Consider the following 19,210-nt stretch of genomic DNA (forward strand, 5'->3'; position numbering starts at 1 on the left):
CCGCTGTAAGAGCGGAACCAATAGCCGCCGTTACCGCAGCAACGGATATGCCCCCCAATCCAAACCGCTTACTTATTCCCTTTGAGCTTGACATAAGACTGATGCATATCCACAGCCCAACCATCAATCACACCCTTCACATCATCCGCCTTCATCACCTGCGAATCATTTGCCAGCGGCTTGCCGGTACCTTTACGCACAACCTGAGCAACGACCTTGCCACTGTCACCATCAAGGAACTGCGCCTCAGTGCCCAGAGTAGTTTCCTGATCACGAATCCCGGCACCCGTACTCACCGCAGCGGCCACCAGTGCAACCGGAATGTACTCATAAGGCTTGAGACTTTCAGTTTTGCTGCTGACCGCCGTGATCGCCGCCCGCACCACAATCACCCCAGGACCTGGCCCGTTGGCCAGCGGCAGCGACTTGACGACCTCACGCTTGAGCGCCTGGTTGTAGTAGTTGCTGATACCTTGCAGCGTGCTTTCAGGAATTTTGGTCGTGGCTTGAGGCTTGGGGAAGAATTGGGTCGGCTCGATGTACACCGAGGTGTAGCGGCTGAGGTTCAGGTTGGGATCAACCCAGCGCATCACTTCTGCGCCCGACGGTGATTTGGCTTCCTTCAAGTGGCTGTAGTCCGAGAGAAACCCGGAGTACTCGTCCGGTTGCGTCACCTTGCTGGAACACCCCACTACACCAATCGAGGCAATGCACAACGTACTGATCATTAGCCCTATCTTCATCATGGAACTCCTTGGCGGTCATCATCGAAACACTGAGCTGTAGGTATAGCCAACTCTGGGAAAAAAGCGCCTTCAGCGTTGCAGGTTGCGGAGTATTTCACAACGCTAATTTGACAGGCCGGCACTCAGCGTCAAAGCTGCACGAAGCTTAAGTACGCCATAGAGCGTCAATGCATCTGGACATCGGACGTCGCAATGCCCAAGCCTGATAATAAAACCGTTACCCACCGTGATTCACCCCGTCGTTACTTCTACCCCCTGTTGATTGCCCTGTTGCTGCTGGCCATGGCCGGGATCTGGTTTTTTCTCCAGGCCGGCACGCCCAAACCGCAACCCCTTGTGCCCGCCCCGGTCGCTGTAACGACCAAGCCGGTAGTGGCCGCTCCTGCCCGGATGGTCGACGAGCAACAATGCCAGGGTTGCCACCAGGCCCAGGCCAGGGACTGGCAAGGCTCTCACCATCAATTGGCAATGCAGGCGGCGACGCCCCAGACGGTGCCAGCCGATTTCAATGACGTGTCCTTTAAAAGCGCGGAAGAAACCACGCGATTCTTTCGTCGAAGCGATGAGTTCTGGGTCAACACCCCGGGGCCCGACGGAAAACCCGCTGACTTCAAGGTGGCCTACACCTTCGGCATCGCACCGTTGCAGCAATACTTGATCGAAGTCGGCGATGGCCGTTTGCAGGCGTTGGCCGTGGCCTGGGATACCGAGAAAAGCCGCTGGTTTCATCTCTACCCCGGCCAGGGCGTGAACTTCAAGAACCCGCTGCACTGGAGCAAGCCCAGCCAGAACGCCAACTTCATGTGCATCGAATGCCACACCACCGGCTACAAACGTAATTTCGATGCCGCCACCAACCGCTTCGACAGCCAATGGAACAGCCTCGGAGTGGGTTGTCAGGCCTGCCATGGCCCGGCATCCGATCATGTGCAATGGGCGGCGAAAAAGGGTGACTTGCTGCATGCCGGTTTTGCGGTGGATTTGAAAGACCAGGACGCCACCGTCGAGATCGAAACCTGCGCCCGCTGCCATGCCCGTCGCGCACCGCTGGGAGACGGCTACACCGTTGGCAAACGCCTGATGGACGACTACCTGCCCAGTGTATTGACCCGCGAGCTGTATGCCCTGGACGGCAAGATCAAGGATGAGGTGTTCGAACATGGCTCCTTTGCCCAGAGCAAAATGGCCGACAAGGGTGTGCGCTGCAGTAACTGCCACAACCCCCATAGCAACCAACTGAAGGCCCCCGGCAATGGCGTCTGCCTGCAATGCCACAACACCGCCGGCAAGAGCGCTGTCGCGACAGTGGACGGCCAAGGGTTGCAGGCCAAGAACTACGAAGCCCCTGAACATACGCGCAACATCGCCGGGCAACCCGAATCGTTCTGCGTCGATTGCCATATGCCCGGCAAGTTCTATATGGGCAACGACTTTCGCCATGACCACAGTTTCAGTATTCCCAGGGCGGGCGATAAGGTCAGCGAGCAATTCAAGCTCTGGAGCAGCAGCGAAACCGTTCACGCACCGCGTTACGACGAAAGCCTGGTGCTGATTCGGGGCGGCCAGCCGGGTGCTGCGCAGGCGCTGTATGAGCAACTGGCGCGCAACAACCTGCCAGCGATCCAGCGTGCGACGTTGCTGGCAGAACTGGCAAACTACCCGAGCGAACAGGCACTGAAACTGGCGACCAGGGACCTGGGCAACCCCGCCCCGCAAGTACGCGAAAGTGCAGTACGGGCAGTCAGTGCATTCCTGCCACCGGCCGAACGGGTTGCGCTGTATGGGCCACTGCTCAAGGACCCGGTGCGAGCGGTGCGCATCATCGCCGCCCGCGACCTGCTGAGCGTCTCCGCTCAAGGCCTGGGCCCTGCCTGGGAGCAGGCCATCACCGAGTACGAAAACGTACAACTGAGCTTGCTGGAGCGCGCCGAAGCCAACCTCAACCTGGCCATGCTGTACCAGGCCAGCGGCCGTGGGAGCAAGGTCGAGGCGCAACTGCGCACCGCCCTGCTGCGCGATCCGGATTTCTACCCGGCGTTGGTGACGCTGGCGCAGTGGCTGGAGGCCAACGGTCGCAGTGAGGAGGCCCGCCGCCTGATAGCCGACAACCTCAAGCAACACCCCGAAGCGGCGTTGCTGCAACACACTCAGGGCCTGATGCTGATTCGTTCCGGGGATACGACCAACGCCCTGCCTCACCTGCGTGAGGCTGCCCGCCTGGAACCTGGGAATGGTCAATACAGTTTTGTGTGGGCGGTGGCGTTGCACGACAGCGGGAGCGTCGATAAGGCCTGCCTGCAGTTGGAAGACCTGCTCAAACGCCAACCGTATAACCGCAATGCCCGGTTGTCGTTGATTCAGTACTACCTGGAAAACGCTCACGAACCCAAGGCTCAGGGGGTGATGCAGAGCTGGAAAAAGCTCAACCCTGGAGACCCTGCGTTGAAATGAACAAGGCATCTGATCCGCTTTAATGCATCTTTCCTGAGGCTGTTTTGTTTTCCCCGGACTTCCTACAGTCCCCCACCTGCCAGACCGGTCGGCCTGGCATGACTTGGAACCGTGGGAAGACTGACCATGAGCACAGCATCAACCGGGCAAGCCTATAACTATAAGGTCGTGCGCCAATTCGTCATCGCCACCGTGGCATGGGGCGTCATCGGCATGGCCATGGGGGTGTGGATCGCCTCGCAGCTGGTGTGGCCAGAGATGAACCTGGATTTACCCTGGACCACCTTTGGCCGGTTGCGGCCGTTGCACACCAGCCTGGTTATTTTCGGTTTTGCCGGCAGCGCGCAATTTGCTGCCAGCTACTACGCAGTACAGCGTACCTGCCAGGTGCGATTGTTTTCCGATACGTTGGCGGCGTTTACCTTCTGGGGCTGGCAGTCGGTGATCGTCGTCATGTTGGTCAGCCTGCCGCTGGGTTACACCACCACCAAGGAATACGCCGAGATCGAGTTTTCCGGCGCGGTGTGGATGACGGTGGTATGGGTGGCTTATGCCATTGTGTTTTTCACCACCGTGGTGCAGCGCAAGACCCAACATATCTACGTCGGCAACTGGTTCTTCGGTGCATTTATCGTGGTGATTGCCATGTTGCACGTGGTCAACCACCTGTCGATCCCGGTGGATTGGTTCAAGTCCTATCCGGTGTATTCCGGGGCCACCGACGCCATGGTGCAGTGGTGGTACGGGCATAACGCGGTGGGCTTTTTCCTGACCACCGGCTTCCTCGGAATGATGTATTACTTCGTGCCGAAACAGGTCGGGCGGCCGGTGTATTCCTATCGATTGTCCATCGTGCACTTCTGGGCGCTGATCACCCTGTACATCTGGGCCGGCCCCCACCACTTGCACTACACCGCACTGCCGGACTGGGCGCAGTCGTTGGGCATGGCGATGTCGCTGATTCTGCTGGCGCCGAGCTGGGGCGGCATGATCAACGGCATGATGACCCTGTCGGGCGCCTGGCATAAGCTGCGCACCGACCCGATCCTGCGCTTTCTGGTGCTGTCGCTGGCGTTCTACGGCATGTCGACCTTTGAAGGGCCGATGATGGCGATCAAGACGGTCAATGCGCTGTCCCACTACACCGACTGGACCATCGGCCACGTGCACGCCGGTGCCCTGGGTTGGGTGGCGATGATCACCTTTGGTTCGCTGTACCACATGATCCCGAAAATCTTCGGCCGCGAACAGATGCACAGCGTGCCGCTGATCAACCTGCACTTTTGGCTGGCGACTATCGGTACGGTGCTGTACATCGCCTCGATGTGGGTCAACGGCATTACCCAGGGCCTGATGTGGCGGGCGGTCAATGACGACGGCACCCTCACCTACTCGTTTGTCGAAGCCTTGCAGGCCAGTCATCCGGGGTTTGTGGTGCGATTTGTCGGTGGGGTGTTTTTCCTCAGCGGGATGTTGTTGATGGCGTACAACACCTGGCGCACGGTGAGGGTCGCGGACTTGAAGGTGGCGCAGCATGAAGCGCAGATCGCCTGATGTGGGAGATGATCTTCAACCTGGCGGCGCTGATTTGCCTCTACATCACAGTGGAATACTGCTTGCGGGGTCAGTCGAGGGATGACTTGGATGAGGCGAGCCTGATTCCGTTTGCCGATGACCCTGAAGTAGCGCGGCGGGTGGAGTTGGCAACGGGCAAGCAGGTCAAGGCTGTGGCGCCTGAGGAAACAAAGAAGGGTTGGGGCAAGATAGAGCTCTGAATGTGGGTGGGCTTGTGTGGGAGCTGGCTTGCCTGCGATAGCATCACCTCGGTGTAACTGATGCATCGAGGCGTCTGCATCGCAGGCAAGCCAGCTCCCACACTTGATCTTCAGTGTTACCGAGGCCTTACCCGCGCTCGCGGGGAATCAGGCTCTGCAACTGCAAGGCCAGGAAGTTGGCATCGAAGGCAAAGGTGTCCGGGTCTTTCAGGCCATTGGTTTTCTTCCACAGCCAGTCGTTCTTGCCCGGCAGCAGCACCAGGGAAATGCTGCCATAGCGGGCGGCGGTCAGGCCCATCACCGACAACGAAATCAAACCGCCGACGCCCATCACGTCCGGCACGAACTCCACCGGTTTTCCAGCGATGTGGATGGTCAGCTTCTCGGTCTTGAAAGTCGATGTTTCCAGCGGCACGCTGGGGCCGGACGCCACATACGCTTCACGCTGCACTTCCAGCAGTCCGACGCTTTTAACCGGCTCCAGCCACTGCTCGATCTGGCCGAACAGCTCAGTGATTTTCTGTGCCCAGTGCGCGGACTGCACCTCGAACTGCTGCTGTTTGTGCGCTTCGCTGTCGGCGTAATGACGAAGCATCTCGCCCAGTTGCTGTACATCGTCCATTGCGGTGTTCCTCGGGTAACCCTGACTGCGAACAACCAGCATGGCAGATGCGGCACCGATGCGTATGACTAACGTGTCGGTCTTGGGTAATGTGTGCCTTTCGCCCATCTGCTTGAGGAGCATCGCATGCGCACCATCGGCCTTATCGGCGGTATGAGCTGGGAGTCCAGCGCCGAGTATTACCGGATCATCAACCAGCAGGTCCGCGACCGTTTGGGCCCGCTGCGTTCGGCGCAAATGCTGATGTACAGCGTTGACTTCGGCCCGGTGGAACAGGCTCAACACGCCGGGCGCTGGAATGACGCGGCGCTGATCCTGGAAGATGCTGCACGCCGACTGCAAGCGGGCGGCGCCGAGTGTGTGGTGCTGTGTACCAACACCATGCATCTGGTGGCGCCACAGATTGAGGCAGCGGTGTCGATCCCCTTTCTGCATATCGCTGACGCCACTGTCGCTGCAGCCATCGAGGCCGGCACGCTCACGGTGGGCCTGCTGGGCACGGCGTTTACCATGGAACAGGACTTTCTCAAGTCTCGTCTCAGCGCCCAGGGGCTGACCGTGCTGATACCGGACGCGGATGAGCGCCAGGCCGTGCACCGGATCATCTATGAAGAGTTGTGTGTCGGGGTGATCAGTGAAGCGTCACGCCAAGAGTACCTGCGGGTGATCGACTCCCTGGCCGCTCGCGGCGCCCAGGCGATCATCCTCGGTTGCACGGAAATCAGTCTGCTGATCAAGCCGGAACACAGCGACCTGCCGCTGCTGGACACCACCGAGCTGCATGCGCGGGCTGCGGTGGCGTTTGCCTTGGAAGGTCAGGCGGTCTGACGCAAGCGGGCCATGGTCAGGGCATCGACGAATACGCCGTCACGCACGGCGTAATCACGCAGCCGGCCTTCGGTCTCGAAGCCGAACTTGCGGTAGAGCGCCTGGGCGGGCTCGTTGTCGACATACACCGTCAATTCCACGCGGCGCAGGTTCATCCAGTTGTCGGCAACATCCAGCGCCGCCCCCAGCAACTTTGTACCCACGCCTTTGCCCTGCCAGGCCACTGCGACCCCCATGCCAATCGCGCCGACATGGTTTTGGCGACTGCGTGAATACTGGTCCAGGGTGCAATTGCCAATCACCTCGGCGCCGTGCAGGGCGACCAGCCTGATCAGTCGCTCATTGGTGTCTGCCAGGCGTTTGCGCCAGATCTCCACCGACTGGAAAGGCATTTGCAGTACCTGACGGCACACGGCCGGGTCGTTGTAGAGCGCGTTCATGCCTTCGAGATGAGCTTCGGCAAAGCGCTGGATGACGATCTTGGGTTCAGGTGGGTGCATTGTGTTTCATCCTTTGAAAGACAAGTGGCAGGCCAGTGTAGAGGGTGGGGAGCTGATGTGGCGAGACCTGATGCGTGGGGGGTCTGATGATGGGGGTGGGAGTTGGGTACATATCCGTTTCTGCGGTAACGGCTGCTTAGGGTTCCGCCCTTACGGCGGGTCACTTTTGAAAAGAGCCCAAAAGTAACCAAAAGGCTCTTGCCCCACCACTCGGCACCTCGCCCAGGCTCGGTGTGCCCTCACTCCGGCATTGCTCCGTGGGCCGCCGCAATGGGCCATCCCTGGCCCAGTGCGGCTAAACCGGCGTCCTGCCGGTTTACCCACGGACCAATGCCTGCGTTCGGCCAGCGTGGTTTAACGGGGCGCCTAAGATCAAGGTCAAAAGCAGATCAAGAGCACAGCGGCCTACCGGCCGGCTTGAGTGGTGTGAAGCAAAGGCAAGATCAAAAGCGGGCACGGTCGACTGTGGGAGCTGGCTTGCCTGCGATGGCCAGGGGTATCTACACATCTTTTGAATCCTGCGAAATCCTGTAGCCGCTGCCGAGGCACGAGGCTGCGATGGGCTGCGTAGCAGCCCCTAGGGCGGTCCTGCGGACCGCATCGCAGCCTCGTGCCTCGGCAGCGGCTACAAAAATTGTGTAGATACCTATGCTGCGATGGCATCACCTCGGTGTTCCTGAAAGACCGAGTTGCCTGCATCGCAGGCAAGCCAGCTCCCACAGAAAAGCAGCTCTGCTTTCGCTCCGGCCCTTGCCTTTGCTTCTACCACTCAGGTCGGCTTTCAGGCCGCCGTGCTTTTGATTTTGATCTTAGGCGCCCCGTTAAACCACGCTGGCCGAACGCAGGTATTACGGAGTGGGTAAACCGGCAGGACGCCGGTTTAGCCGCGTTGGGCCATGGATGGCCCGTCGCGGCGGCCCACGGAGTAATGCCGGAGTGAGGGCATGCCGAGCCTAGGCGAGGCACCAAGTGGTGGGGCAAGAGCCCTTTGGTTACTTTGGGGCTCTTTTCCAAAGTGACCCGCTGTAAGAGCGGAACCAATAGCAGCCGTAACCGCAGCAACGGATATGTACACCGAAGCCCCCCGCCACACCACATCCTGCATCTGTAGGATAGCGATCCTCCCCCGCTGCGCCGATACTCACACCAGGCCCTGCCCCGTTCATCGAACGCCCGGCCTGAAAACCCTGTGACGAAAACAATAAGAACGTCCCACAGAGGAATCCCCATGCGCTGCGATGATCACGCCAGCCTGTTGCAGGCTTTCAGCACCCTGACCCTGGATTTGCAGCGCCTGGCGCAGCATCAGGATATAGAACACTTCCACCGACACGCCCTGGCACGGATCAGCCAACTGATGACCTTCGACAGCGCTTGGTGGGGCCGCGCCGCGTTGATCGAGGGTTTACCGGAAGAGCACAGTTGCCACCTGTACAACCTGCCGCCGAGCTACCTGCCGGACTGGCAATCGATCCGCCATGTCGATGTCACGGTGGGCCTGGTCCACAAGTCGCCAGGCCAGTCGGTGATTGTCGACATGCGTGATCCGGCCCATGGTCCCGGGGTGAATTGGCTGGGCGAGCGCTATGGCATCGGTCAGTTGCTCTGCGTTGTCTACATCGATCCCCAAACCCACCTCAGCGACCACCTGGCCCTCTACCGCAGCCCCGACGCACCACGGTTCAACGAACAGGACTGCCAACTCCTCAACAACCTGATGCTGCATTTGGTGGCTGCGGTGTCGGCGAATCAGATCCGCACCCTGGTGGCCATGCGTGAGACCCTGACCAGCCCGCGCAACCTGGCCCTGGCGGTGTGTGACCAGCGCGGAGTATTGCAGTGTGCCGAGGCCGGCTTTGTCGACCTGTTGCTCAGCGAGTGGCCGCAGTGGAGCGGCCCCACCCTGCCCGTGACGCTGGATGAGCGCGGCCATGACGGCAAGCAGGTGCATATCGAAGCGTCGGCCGTGGGCAATCAGTTCCTGCTGGCCGCGCGGATCAACCGTACGCTGCCCCAGCTCAGTCCTCGGGAAAACGACGTCGCCCAAGGGTTTGGCGAAGGCAAGACCTACAAGGAAGTCGCCCGCGACCTGGGCCTGTCGCCCAACACCGTGCGGCATCACATTCGCGCCATCTACAGCAAGCTTGGGGTCAAGGACAAGGCGCGAATCGCGCACCTGTTGCACGCCCCACCCAACTGATTACTAAGCCTTCCCTCGATTCTTTTTGCGCTGTCGCTTTGACGGCCACGGGTGCGCTTTGCCCCATTTCCAGCTGCCGCGTACCGGCGATATAGCCGCAATAACAATTCACACGAGACGCCTTGCCATGAAGCACAGAACCTTGCGTAACCTGACCTTGCTGTTGGGCGGCCCCCTGTTGTGCCTGGACAGTCAAGCCGCCGACCTCAACGCCCGGGACTTTTTCGGCGCACCGCCCGGCACCAGCCTTGGCGTGCTGTATCTGCCCGCCACCCGCGACGGTGATTTCCACGGCCCCGCGGATACCACAGGCAAGGCCGAATTGAAGGTCAACGCAGTGGCCTACCGCCAGGTGTTTTTCACGGACCTCTGCGGCACTTTGTGTACCCCGCAATTTATCCTGCCGTATGCCGACATCAACGCTCGCTTGCCCGGTGCCAGCGGGCATACCGGCGAGAGCGGGTTTGGCGATCCCCAGGTCGGCGGTACCGTATTTTTCATCAACGACCCGGCGTCCCGTACCTACAGCGGCCTGTTGACGCTGATCACCCTGCCCGTGGGTGAATACCACAGCAACAACCCGGACGTGTCGCCCGGCGCCAATCGCTGGGGCGCGACCTTCGTTTACAACTACACCCAGGGTATTGGCGAAAAGTGGGTGCTGGAAGCCAACCTCGAAGCCCAGCTCTACGGCAAGAATGACGACTACTTCGGCAGCGACCTCAAACAAGACCCGTTGTATCGCCTGCAAGCCTTCGCCTCCTATGACTTCACCCCCAGCACCTACGGCGCACTGCGGCTGATTCAGGCCGATGGCGGCGAATTACGCATCAACAACCAGCGCATCGACGACACCCACAAGCGCTACACCCAGGTCGGCTTTGAAGTCGGGCACTGGCTCGACCGGCAGAACCAGCTGATGTTCAGCCTGTCGCAAAACGTCGCGGCGTCCAACGGCTACGCAGGCACCGACGCACTGTTGCGCCTGGTCCATGTGTTCTGAATCACCTTCCCGGAGCTTGAACATGAACACTCAGACTCACGCCATCGCTGACCAACCCTCACTGACAACCACCTCCTGGAGCCTGCTGGCGGCCATCGTGCTGTTTGCCGCCATTACCCCAACCATCCTGATGACCGCGCCGGCGGTGGCGGCCCAACTGGCCGGGCAATGGCAACTGAGCCCGTCACGCATCGGCGATCTGTTTTCCACCGAACTGGGCGCCATGAGCCTCGCCACCCTGCCCGCCTTCTGGTGGCTGAAGCGGGTGGACTGGCGCCAGGCGGCCCTGGTCGCCGGGGTGTTGTTTATCGCCGCCAACCTGCTGTCGATGCTGGTCGACACCTACAGCACCCTGCTCGCCTTGCGCTTTGCCAGCGCCCTGGCCGGCGGTTCCTTGATGATCATTTGCCTGGCCAGTGCTGCCGCCACGGCCAACCCCAGCCGGGTGTACGGGTTGTGGGTGATGGGCCAACTGGTGGTCGGTGCCATTGGCCTGGGTGTGCTGCCCGGACTGTTTGCCCGCTACGGATTGGGCGCCTGTTACCTGATTCTTGCGGGGTTGATGACGCTGTTGTTGCCATTGGCCCGCTGTTTTCCGGCCGGCAGCCCGGCCGCGTGTCAAACCGGGTCTGAGGCGCCGCCCGGCTCACGGGGCAAAGCCGCGCTGGGCATTCTCGGCGTCCTGACCTTCTACATCAGCCTCAGCGGCATCTGGACCTTTATCGGGTCCATCAGCGCCAGCGCCGGGATTTCGCCGCAACACAGCGGCGAAATCCTCGCCATTGCCACGGTCATGGGCATTGTCGGCGCCGGTTGCGCCTCGCTGATCGGCACCCGCCTGCCGCGCCTGCTGCTGTTGTTCCTGGGCTACGGCCTGATGGCCGGTGCCGTGCTGTTGCTGCTGGGCCAGCCAACACTGATGCGGTTTGCCTTGGCCGCGTTGCTGTTCAAGTTCACCTGGACCTTCATCCTGCCGCTGATCCTTGCCTGCCTGGCCGACCTCGACCCCACGGGAAAACTGATGAACGCCTCCAACCTGGTGATTGGCGGCGGCCTGGCCATTGGGCCTGCCGTCGCCGGTCGGTTGATAGAAGCCAGCGGTGGGTTTGCCCCGCTGTTGATCGACGGTGCCGGAATCACCCTGTTGTCCCTGGGGCTGATCCTAGGCAGCCGTACCAAAGCCTGAAGCCCTTTTTTACCCTGCTGAACTGGAGACCCTAATGACCCGAAACACTGCGTTTTTCTTTGATGAGTTGAGCCTTTGGCACAGCGCCGGCGCCCATGTCTTGACCTTGCCCGTGGGCGGCTGGGTGCAGCCGCCTGCAGGCACCGGACATGCCGAATCACCGGAAACCAAGCGACGCCTGAAAAGCCTGCTGGACGTGTCTGGATTAAGTCACCATTTGCATCAGCACAGCGCGATCCCCGCCAGTGAAGAAGATTTGCTGCGGGTCCATAGCGCCGAGTATCTACAACGTTTCAGGGCCATGAGTGACGCTGGTGGCGGCGACCTTGGACCTCAAGCGCCCATCGGCCCGGGCAGCTACGACATCGCCCGGCTTTCTGCCGGGCTGACTATGGCCGCCGTGGACGCGGTGCTCACCGGACACGCCGACAACGCCTATTCGCTGTCACGGCCACCGGGGCATCACTGCCTCGCGGATGGCGCCATGGGTTTTTGTTTCCTGGCCAACATCGCCATCGCCATCGAGGCCGCCAAGGCACGCCATGGACTGGGCAAGGTGGCGGTGATCGACTGGGACGTGCACCACGGCAATGGCACCCAATCGATTTTCGAAAACCGTGGTGATGTGCTGACCATTTCCCTGCATCAGGACGGCTGCTTTCCGCCGGGCTACAGCGGCGAACAGGATCGCGGTCACGGCGATGGCCTGGGAGCGAACATCAATATCCCGCTGCCGCCGGGCAGCGGTCACCTCGCTTACCTGCATGCCATGGAGCGTATCGTGCTGCCGGCTCTGGAGCGCTTCGAGCCCGAACTGATCATCGTCGCCTGCGGCTACGATGCCAACGCCGTCGACCCGCTGGCGCGCATGTTGCTGCACAGTGAATCGTTCCGCCTGATGACCCGGGCCGTGCGCCTGGCTGCCGAACGGTTGTGCCAGGGCCGTCTGGTGCTGGTGCATGAAGGGGGTTACAGCGAAGCCTATGTGCCGTTTTGCGGGCTGGCAACGATTGAAGAATTGGCCGGGGTGCGTACGGCAGTGGATGACCCGATGCTGGCATTTATCCAGTTGCAACAGCCCAACGAGGCACTGCTGGGGTTTCAGCGCCAGTTGATCGAGCAGCTGGCGCAGGGCTTCTTGGCTTAAGCCTTGGGCGCCGCCAGTCGCCAAACCCGGGCGATGTCGGCGGCCCGCTCGCGCAACAAGCGTGGCGCTTCGCGGCAGGCTTGTTCCAGGCTCATCGGCCCGAACGGCAAGGCAAAGGCCGCGTCGACGCCATGGGCGTACATCTGCTCATAACCGTCGCCCAAGGTGCCAGCGATCACGATCACCGGGACGTTGTGTTGCTTGGCAATCCGCGCCACGCCAAACGGGGTCTTGCCCCGCAGGGTCTGGGCGTCGAAGCGGCCTTCGCCGGTGATCACCAGGTCGGCGCCACGGACGGCCGCGTCCAGGCCCACCAGCTCAGCCACCACTTCCACACCAGGACGAAACTGCGCCCCGAGAAAGGCCTTGGCGGCAAACCCGAGGCCGCCCGCGGCACCGCTGCCCGGCTCATCGCGCACGTCCTTGGGCAGGACCTGGGCGCAGTGATCGGCAAAATGCCCAAGTGCCTGGTCCAACTGCTCTACCTGCAGGAGACTGGCCCCTTTTTGCGGACCGAAAATCGCCGAGGCACCGTGAGGACCACACAGTGGATTGTTGACGTCGGCGGCGATTTCAAAGCGTACCTGGGCCAGCCGCGGGTCCAATTGCTCAAGGCTGATGCGCTTAAGCGTCGCCAGTGCCAGGCCACCGTTGGGGAGAATCACGCCCTCGGCATCCAGCAATTGCACGCCGAGGGCCTGCATGGCACCCGCACCACCGTCATTGGTGGCACTGCCGCCAATCGCCAGGATGATACGTTGGGCGCCGGCATCCAGGGCGGCGCGGATCAGCTCACCCGTGCCGAACGTAGTGCTGGAACAGGCATCACGTTTAACCGGAGCCACCAATTGCAGGCCGCTGGCTTCGGCCATTTCAATAATCGCCGTCGCGCTCTCGGCCAACCAGCCCCAGCGTGCTTCAACCGTACCGCCCAATGGCCCCTGCACCCGCTGGCTGCGTAGTTCGCCGTTGCAGGCGGCGAGAACCGATTCCACCGTGCCTTCACCACCGTCTGCCATCGGGCACTTGATCAGCTCGGCGTCGGGCCAGACCTGCGCCAACCCTTCGGCAATGGCCTGGGCCACGCCTTCAGCACTCAGGCTGTCCTTGAACGAGTCGGGGGCGATGATGATCTTCATGGGCGTTCTCCGGTTTTTATAACGCCCATGCTGCCAGTTGGCATCGGCAATAACGCCGGTCCATTGCACAAGTGCGGACGGGGTTTGTTGTTCATTTCTACAAAGTCTGCGGCAACAGCTGTACGCCCAGGTACAGCGCCAGCATCCCGTCCAGGGTCAACGGGTCGACCCCGCTCAACTCGGCAATCCGCTCCATGCGGTAGCGCAGACTGTTGCGGTGGATGCCCAAGGCATCGGCGCAGGCCTGGCTTTGCCCGTCGTGTTCGCACCAACTGCGCAGGGTTGCCTGCAATTGGCCGTTGCTGTCCTTGGCCAGCACTTTGCGCAGCGGGTTGAGCAGTTCGTCCAGGGCGTCGTCGTTGCGATGACGCCAGAGCATCACCGGCAGGCGATAGCGGTTAAGGGTCAGCAAGCGCGACTGCGGCAACACATCGCGCCCGTAGGCCAGCAAGTCGCCGACCCGTCGATAGCAGCGACGCAGGCCCGCCAGCCCATCGGCCTGCCCGCCCACCGCCACCCGCAGAATATTCCAGCCCAGGCCTTCGAGCTTCTCCAGCAGCCGCGGATTGTCCACCGACACCGACGCCGGGCGGCACCACAACAACGAAAACTGCGCAGAACTGACGCACCAACTGTCCGGGTAGCGTGACATCAACCATGTGCTCAGGGCCTCCGCCGACTGGCCAACGCCCAACTCGAACAGGTACGGCGTGCGCGGCAGCTGCGGTTTGAGGCCCAGTTGTTGCGCCTCATCCACCAGCCTCGGCGAGTCGCCGGTCTCGGCCAGCAGCAGCGCCAGCAAATCATCGCAGCGCTGGCGCCGCCATTGTTGCTCGGCCTGTTGGTGGCGCTGGCTGACCAACATTTCGGCGGTCATGCGCACCAGTTCGGCGTACGTGCGCAACAGCTCCGGCTCACCGGTGATGCCCAGCACGCCAATCAAGCGCTGATCATGCAACAACGGTAGGTTGATCCCGGGTTGCACACCCTTGAGATGCTTGGCAGTCTGGCCATCGATCTCCACCACCCGGCCATTCGCCAGCACCAGCTGCGCACCTTCATGGCGGGTATTGATCCGCTCCGGTTCGCCACTGCCGAGAATCAGGCCCTGACTGTCCATGACGTTGACGTTATAGGGCAGGATCGCCATGGTGCGATCGACGATATCCTGCGCCAGGTCATGATCCAGCTCGAACATGGGGCTAAATTCCTTGAAAACAGGTTGTTCATAGGCACAGCGCAAACGATGCTTCACTGTGCGCAAGCACAAAGACATCACCCTGCAAGGTGGCCGAGACTCGTTGGGCGATCAACGTTACCCTCGCATCGCGAAAAATCATAATAAAGAGAGACTGCCATGTCACAGAGCGCCGCTGTCACCCAGGCCAACGATGACGATAAAAACGCCGTATACAAGCGCATTACCCTGCGCCTGATCCCCTTCATTTTCATCTGCTACCTGTTCAACTACCTCGACCGCGTCAACGTCGGCTTTGCCAAGTTGCAGATGCTCGACGCCTTGAAGTTCAGCGAGACCGTGTACGGCCTCGGTGCCGGGATTTTCTTTATCGGTTATGTGCTGTGCGGCGTACCGAGCAACCTGGCGTTGACCCGATTTGGCCCACGGCGCTGGATCGCGCTGATGATGATCGTCTGGGGCACTCTGTCCACCTGCCTGCTGTTCGTCACTACGCCGACGCATTTCTACACCCTGCGCCTGTTTACCGGTGCCGCCGAAGCCGGGTTCTTCCCAGGCGTGGTGTTGTACCTTTCGCAGTGGTTCCCGACGTTCCGCCGTGGGCGGATCATGGCGTTGTTCATGTCGGCGATTCCGGTGTCCGGCTTGCTGGGCAGCCCGTTCTCCGGCTGGATCCTCAACCACTTCGCTGCAGGCCAAGGTGGCCTGGCGGGCTGGCAATGGATGTTCCTGCTGCAAGGCATCCCGACCGTGATCCTCGGTGCCCTCGCCTACTTCCTGCTCAGCGACAACTTTGCCAATGCCAAGTGGCTTAAACCCCATGAACGCGAAGTCCTCGAAGCCGACCAGGCCACGGACCTGGCCAACAAGCCGAAAACCGCCAGCGACTCCTTGCTGGAAGTCTTCAAGAACCCGGCGATCTGGGCCTTTGGCCTGATTTACTTCTGTATCCAGAGCGGCGTGTACGCCATCAACTTCTGGCTGCCGTCGATCATCAAGAACATGGGGTTCAGCGATAACCTGGTGATTGGCTGGCTCAGCGCGATTCCGTACCTGCTGGCGGCGGTGTTCATGTTGCTGGTGGGCCGCTCCGCCGACCTGCGCAAAGAGCGTCGCTGGCACTTGGTGGTGCCGATGTTGATGGGCGCCATCGGCCTGATCATCGCGGTGAACTTCGCCACCACGCCAGCTATCGCCATCCTCGGCCTGACCATCGCCACCATGGGCGCTCTGACCGGCCTGCCAATGTTCTGGCCGGTACCGACCGCGATGCTCAGTGCCGGTGCGGCAGCAGGTGGTTTGGCGTTGATCAACTCCATGGGCCAGATGGCAGGCTTCCTGAGCCCGTATATCGTCGGGTTTGTGAAAGACGCTACCGGGTCGACCGATCTGGCGCTGTACCTGCTGGCGGCGGTGATTGTCGCGGGGAGCGTGTTGGCGTTGCGGATGACGCGGACGTTGCGCGCGTAAACACCGGTAGCCCGATCGTTCCCTCGCAAGGGAACGATCCTTCAACGCTCACCGGCGCTGGCGGTTGAAGGCTTGGGCCTTTTCAAAAGGTGATAGGCGAACCTTTGCGCTCAAATGGACGCCCTTCCAGCACCGCCTTGCGCCACGGCTCATCTGCGTTTTTCTCTTGTCCTGCAGCAGACGGGTTTTGGTTGTTCCGGACTGCTGCGATCACGGAGTCAATAAGGGCATTGACCTGAGGGAACGGCGAAAGTGGGTTGACTGAAGACATGAGCATTTCTCCGAACTGAGATTGATTTAACGTTGACTGTCGTTTTCAAACACGTCATCAGTGTGTGGTCTGCTGACCCAACCGGTTCCCCATTGTGGCGGGATCGGCCCGCCAAGTGCTTCGAGCTCATCCACAGAAAGACTGAACGTGCAGGCTACATCGTTCTCCCGTTATGCTGCGGCGGCGAGCCATGCCCTTGCGAGAACAATAATGAAGAAAAAAACCAGCTTTTGCGCACTGGCCGTTGCACTGCTGCTCGCCGGATGCACTAACCAGAACGTCTATCTATCTCCCGCCCTCGCGGGCGCCGGCGGCATCATCAATCAGATCGACGACAAGCACTATTTCGTCGCCGAGCCGAACCAGGATAATCCCTGCGCCGCACCCAACATCTACTACGTGGACCAAGTGACGGGAGCACGCAAGCTCGCGATCGATTGGGCGACGGCGGGTGGCTACACCCTGCAAGGTGATCGCTGGGACACATTGGCCCAAAGCATCCGCAACGCCCAACCCGGTTGCGCCAAGCCGTATCGGCTCGAGTCGCAGAACACCCTGCGCACGTATGAGAATACGAAGACCACCGAAGCCCGTGGGTTCGTTCTGTATTGGCTCGATGGCGATGTCATTCACTTCAAGGCGTTGCAGTTGCGTACCAGGCAGGACGGCACGATGGACCCGGAGTGGCCAGGTACGGATGCACTCGACTTCAGGTACTGGGATGACCTGAACCCCAACGCAGATCGCGACGCCCCCGAAAATGGCAAGCCCTACCGAGGCCCGGTCGCGGCACCGCAGGTGGTCTACCGGATCGACGACAACCGCTACTTTGAGTTCGTACCGCGCCAGTCCTACTTCTGCATCACCGGCACGATGATGTACGTTGACCGTCAGCAAGGTATCCGTTCCCGGGTCGAAGACTGGGGCCGCCACGAGTACTCCGGCAGGAGCGACCAACTCGTCGTCGACGCCGCCAACACCCGCTATCTGCTCGCACCGTGGCGCAATGACATATCCGGCGTCTATGCAGGAGGCGGCGGCGGTCGGACCCAGTTGCTTTACTCGGCCGACGCCGGCAAGACATGGCAGTCGCGCAGCCCGACCGGATTGGGAGGCCGCCTGGCCTATCTCAACGGTGACAACCTCTACTTGGTTCTGGATGACGAGGCCTGGAGCACGCACCTCCCCACGCCGCAAGTCCCAGGCTGGGACTGGGAAAAAAACTGGACCCATTTCAAACTGAAAGAGCGCTCCCTGCCCCCTGTCGGCAAGTGGCCCATCGACAAACAGTTTCATTGCAAGGGCAACGGCTATGAGTGATTTCATGGGTAACACTGGCGTGACGCCCCCATCGAATGGATTCGCTTCGGCGCAGGCAGCTGAAACCATGAAAGAACTCATTCCCCTCGCACGGGACCGTCGCGCACGCGCGATCAAGGTCCTAGAAGGTCCGCTCGAGCACTTGCGTGTCGCCGTCACTACGTCGATGGAGATCGGCCGAGTGCGGTTTACCCTAGACGGCATCCTGATCGACGCCCGCCTGCGCGAACAGCACACCACCCCCCAGATTCTGCAGGCACTGGCCGATCAGCGCACACCGGTCCTGGTCGGGGTTTTCGAAATGCATGACGGCACGCACACGCTTGACTGGTTACTGCCCCAGGGCGCACAGCAACCCATCGCACCCGAGCCTACGTCAGTGAAAACCAAAAAAATTAGGCAGTCGCTGCCCCGCGCACTGCGGCTGGGTGTCGCCAGCGGCTTGATCGGGGCTGTCGCGCTCTTTCTGGCGCTGCGGATCGAGTCCGCCTGGAACCTCCCGTTCCTCATCGTCGCGGCCCTGGCCACGGCGGCCTTGATGCTCTCATTGTTCCAGATCGCCTTTTCCATCAGCACGCTCTGGGAGAGTTTCAGCCGCCGACAAACCTTGCAGTTGATGGCATCGGTGATGACGAAATACTGCGGCGAGTACACTCATGACCGCTGAACTCCCTGACATCCTGAGGGTCGAGGGCCGACTCAAGAAACTGGCAGCGAAGTCGCTCTACAAGCGGGGCAACGCCTACAGCTTCGACGTCGATGGCCAATCGATGTGGCTCCTTACCCGCGAGCCCTCATGGCACCCGAGCTCGCCCTTCCTGGCCGAAGGCGACCGCGTCGAACTGGCCGTGTTGAATACCCCCCTCACACCTACCGGCGAACGCTGGGTATACGCCCTGCGCAACCTGGAGGACGATACTGTCTACGTCACGCACTTCGCCTGGCAACGCACCTGCGAGCCCTATGCCGCGACACGCATCCCGCCCGCCAGCGAACACCGCTACGTCCTGACACTGAGCGCCCTGCTGATTGCCCTGCTGGTCATGGGTGCCTGCATTGGCGCGCTGACGGGAACGGACAGCGCGTCCTGGTTCTTCCTGAGCAGCCTGTGCATCGGCGCATGGCTGCTCGCCGCAGTGCCGCTGTACGTCATGCGCTGGCGCTGGAAAGCCGGGTTCCCCACACGCCGGCAACGCGTCACGGAGGCGGTCTATCGCTGCCTGGACCTGGGTTCGCCGCTGGCACCGGACAGGTCCGTTCGGTCTGTGTAGTACGGCGCGCTACGCCGGTGATGGTCGTGAGTACCTATCGATTCAAGAACACTGACCTACTGACGCAGGGCTTGTTCCAGAGC

At 61.1% G+C, this 19,210-nt stretch carries 18 protein-coding genes; 12 read left to right on the plus strand and 6 right to left on the minus strand.

The features are described from left to right. Positions 1-68: 68 nt before the first annotated feature. Entirely contained in the window at positions 69-743 is a 675-nt protein-coding gene (locus tag GNF76_RS22470) for a DUF3313 domain-containing protein (protein ID WP_155585276.1), read from the minus strand. 195 nt (positions 744-938) lie between these two features. On the opposite strand from GNF76_RS22470, the gene GNF76_RS22475 reads away from it, so the two are divergent. From GNF76_RS22475 to GNF76_RS22485, 3 genes are all read left to right on the plus strand, one after another. Beyond that, positions 939-3,197 carry a multiheme c-type cytochrome gene (locus GNF76_RS22475; RefSeq protein WP_155585277.1) on the plus strand — a complete coding sequence of 753 codons (2,259 nt, stop codon included), beginning with the start codon at positions 939-941 and terminating at the stop codon, positions 3,195-3,197. Positions 3,198-3,323: 126 nt separating this feature from the next. Continuing rightward, on the plus strand, positions 3,324-4,751 hold the full coding sequence (gene ccoN / locus GNF76_RS22480; RefSeq protein ID WP_155585278.1) for a cytochrome-c oxidase, cbb3-type subunit I: 1,428 nt from the start codon (positions 3,324-3,326) through the stop codon (positions 4,749-4,751). Further along, a complete protein-coding gene (locus GNF76_RS22485) occupies positions 4,751-4,972 on the plus strand; it encodes a cbb3-type cytochrome c oxidase subunit 3 (protein WP_155585279.1) in 222 nt (73 codons plus the stop codon). Before ccoN ends, GNF76_RS22485 begins: the two co-directional genes overlap by 1 nt. Positions 4,973-5,099: 127 nt before the next feature. On the opposite strand, the gene GNF76_RS22490 is transcribed toward GNF76_RS22485, so the two are convergent. Further along, the gene (locus GNF76_RS22490) at positions 5,100-5,594 is read right to left on the minus strand and encodes a hypothetical protein (protein ID WP_155585280.1); all 495 of its coding nucleotides are present in this window, start codon (positions 5,592-5,594) and stop codon (positions 5,100-5,102) included. Positions 5,595-5,720: 126 nt separating this feature from the next. Between GNF76_RS22490 and GNF76_RS22495 the strand changes: the two genes are divergently transcribed. Next, positions 5,721-6,422 (plus strand): aspartate/glutamate racemase family protein, encoded by a 702-nt coding sequence (locus GNF76_RS22495; RefSeq protein WP_155585281.1) that lies wholly within the window; start codon positions 5,721-5,723, stop codon positions 6,420-6,422. On the opposite strand, the gene GNF76_RS22500 is transcribed toward GNF76_RS22495, so the two are convergent. Next, entirely contained in the window at positions 6,410-6,922 is a 513-nt protein-coding gene (locus GNF76_RS22500; RefSeq protein WP_155585282.1) for a GNAT family N-acetyltransferase, read from the minus strand. The two genes, GNF76_RS22495 and GNF76_RS22500, sit on opposite strands and share 13 nt — an antisense overlap. 1,228 nt (positions 6,923-8,150) lie before the next feature. Here GNF76_RS22500 and GNF76_RS22505 point away from each other — a divergent pair. The 4 genes from GNF76_RS22505 (at position 8,151) to GNF76_RS22520 (ending at position 12,458) form a co-directional block, all read left to right on the plus strand. Then, positions 8,151-9,122 carry a helix-turn-helix transcriptional regulator gene (locus tag GNF76_RS22505; RefSeq protein ID WP_155585283.1) on the plus strand — a complete coding sequence of 324 codons (972 nt, stop codon included), beginning with the start codon at positions 8,151-8,153 and terminating at the stop codon, positions 9,120-9,122. A gap of 127 nt (positions 9,123-9,249) precedes the next feature. Then, a complete protein-coding gene (locus GNF76_RS22510) occupies positions 9,250-10,125 on the plus strand; it encodes a transporter (RefSeq protein ID WP_155585284.1) in 876 nt (291 codons plus the stop codon). Between the two features lie 22 nt (positions 10,126-10,147). Next, positions 10,148-11,311 carry an MFS transporter gene (locus GNF76_RS22515; protein WP_155585285.1) on the plus strand — a complete coding sequence of 388 codons (1,164 nt, stop codon included), beginning with the start codon at positions 10,148-10,150 and terminating at the stop codon, positions 11,309-11,311. A gap of 34 nt (positions 11,312-11,345) precedes the next feature. Beyond that, positions 11,346-12,458 carry a class II histone deacetylase gene (locus tag GNF76_RS22520; RefSeq protein WP_155585286.1) on the plus strand — a complete coding sequence of 371 codons (1,113 nt, stop codon included), beginning with the start codon at positions 11,346-11,348 and terminating at the stop codon, positions 12,456-12,458. On the opposite strand, the gene GNF76_RS22525 is transcribed toward GNF76_RS22520, so the two are convergent. Both GNF76_RS22525 and GNF76_RS22530 read right to left on the minus strand, forming a co-directional pair. After that, positions 12,455-13,597, minus strand: a complete 1,143-nt coding sequence (locus GNF76_RS22525) for a glycerate kinase (RefSeq protein ID WP_155585287.1) — start codon at positions 13,595-13,597, stop codon at positions 12,455-12,457. The two genes, GNF76_RS22520 and GNF76_RS22525, sit on opposite strands and share 4 nt — an antisense overlap. Positions 13,598-13,694: 97 nt before the next feature. After that, positions 13,695-14,795 carry a sugar diacid recognition domain-containing protein gene (locus GNF76_RS22530; protein WP_155585288.1) on the minus strand — a complete coding sequence of 367 codons (1,101 nt, stop codon included), beginning with the start codon at positions 14,793-14,795 and terminating at the stop codon, positions 13,695-13,697. Between the two features lie 159 nt (positions 14,796-14,954). Between GNF76_RS22530 and GNF76_RS22535 the strand changes: the two genes are divergently transcribed. Then, positions 14,955-16,265 carry an MFS transporter gene (locus GNF76_RS22535; RefSeq protein ID WP_155585289.1) on the plus strand — a complete coding sequence of 437 codons (1,311 nt, stop codon included), beginning with the start codon at positions 14,955-14,957 and terminating at the stop codon, positions 16,263-16,265. Positions 16,266-16,347: 82 nt separating this feature from the next. Here the strand turns inward: GNF76_RS22535 and GNF76_RS22540 are convergent, their stop codons facing one another. Further along, a complete protein-coding gene (locus GNF76_RS22540) occupies positions 16,348-16,536 on the minus strand; it encodes a hypothetical protein (RefSeq protein ID WP_155585290.1) in 189 nt (62 codons plus the stop codon). Positions 16,537-16,746: 210 nt separating this feature from the next. On the opposite strand from GNF76_RS22540, the gene GNF76_RS22545 reads away from it, so the two are divergent. Genes GNF76_RS22545 through GNF76_RS22555 form a run of 3 tightly spaced genes read left to right on the plus strand, consistent with a single transcriptional unit; the run spans position 16,747 to position 19,127 of the window. Further along, entirely contained in the window at positions 16,747-17,856 is a 1,110-nt protein-coding gene (locus tag GNF76_RS22545) for a T6SS immunity protein Tli3 family protein (protein WP_155585291.1), read from the plus strand. Then, positions 17,849-18,523, plus strand: a complete 675-nt coding sequence (locus GNF76_RS22550; RefSeq protein ID WP_155585292.1) for a hypothetical protein — start codon at positions 17,849-17,851, stop codon at positions 18,521-18,523. Before GNF76_RS22545 ends, GNF76_RS22550 begins: the two co-directional genes overlap by 8 nt. Continuing rightward, positions 18,513-19,127: a hypothetical protein gene (locus GNF76_RS22555; protein ID WP_155585293.1), complete on the plus strand. Its 615-nt coding sequence runs from the start codon at positions 18,513-18,515 to the stop codon at positions 19,125-19,127. Before GNF76_RS22550 ends, GNF76_RS22555 begins: the two co-directional genes overlap by 11 nt. Positions 19,128-19,210 lie beyond the last annotated feature (83 nt).

Source organism: Pseudomonas spelaei, assembly GCF_009724245.1.
Classification (GTDB): Bacteria; Pseudomonadota; Gammaproteobacteria; order Pseudomonadales; family Pseudomonadaceae; genus Aquipseudomonas; species Aquipseudomonas spelaei.

Coding starts and splice junctions, on each gene's coding strand:
- GNF76_RS22470 (WP_155585276.1), bottom strand. CDS start 743: ATGAAGATAGGGCTAATGATCAGTACGTTGTGCATTGCCTCGATTGGT.
- GNF76_RS22475 (WP_155585277.1), top strand. CDS start 939: ATGCCCAAGCCTGATAATAAAACCGTTACCCACCGTGATTCACCCCGT.
- ccoN (WP_155585278.1), top strand. CDS start 3,324: ATGAGCACAGCATCAACCGGGCAAGCCTATAACTATAAGGTCGTGCGC.
- GNF76_RS22485 (WP_155585279.1), top strand. CDS start 4,751: ATGTGGGAGATGATCTTCAACCTGGCGGCGCTGATTTGCCTCTACATC.
- GNF76_RS22490 (WP_155585280.1), bottom strand. CDS start 5,594: ATGGACGATGTACAGCAACTGGGCGAGATGCTTCGTCATTACGCCGAC.
- GNF76_RS22495 (WP_155585281.1), top strand. CDS start 5,721: ATGCGCACCATCGGCCTTATCGGCGGTATGAGCTGGGAGTCCAGCGCC.
- GNF76_RS22500 (WP_155585282.1), bottom strand. CDS start 6,922: ATGCACCCACCTGAACCCAAGATCGTCATCCAGCGCTTTGCCGAAGCT.
- GNF76_RS22505 (WP_155585283.1), top strand. CDS start 8,151: ATGCGCTGCGATGATCACGCCAGCCTGTTGCAGGCTTTCAGCACCCTG.
- GNF76_RS22510 (WP_155585284.1), top strand. CDS start 9,250: ATGAAGCACAGAACCTTGCGTAACCTGACCTTGCTGTTGGGCGGCCCC.
- GNF76_RS22515 (WP_155585285.1), top strand. CDS start 10,148: ATGAACACTCAGACTCACGCCATCGCTGACCAACCCTCACTGACAACC.
- GNF76_RS22520 (WP_155585286.1), top strand. CDS start 11,346: ATGACCCGAAACACTGCGTTTTTCTTTGATGAGTTGAGCCTTTGGCAC.
- GNF76_RS22525 (WP_155585287.1), bottom strand. CDS start 13,597: ATGAAGATCATCATCGCCCCCGACTCGTTCAAGGACAGCCTGAGTGCT.
- GNF76_RS22530 (WP_155585288.1), bottom strand. CDS start 14,795: ATGTTCGAGCTGGATCATGACCTGGCGCAGGATATCGTCGATCGCACC.
- GNF76_RS22535 (WP_155585289.1), top strand. CDS start 14,955: ATGTCACAGAGCGCCGCTGTCACCCAGGCCAACGATGACGATAAAAAC.
- GNF76_RS22540 (WP_155585290.1), bottom strand. CDS start 16,536: ATGTCTTCAGTCAACCCACTTTCGCCGTTCCCTCAGGTCAATGCCCTT.
- GNF76_RS22545 (WP_155585291.1), top strand. CDS start 16,747: ATGAAGAAAAAAACCAGCTTTTGCGCACTGGCCGTTGCACTGCTGCTC.
- GNF76_RS22550 (WP_155585292.1), top strand. CDS start 17,849: ATGAGTGATTTCATGGGTAACACTGGCGTGACGCCCCCATCGAATGGA.
- GNF76_RS22555 (WP_155585293.1), top strand. CDS start 18,513: ATGACCGCTGAACTCCCTGACATCCTGAGGGTCGAGGGCCGACTCAAG.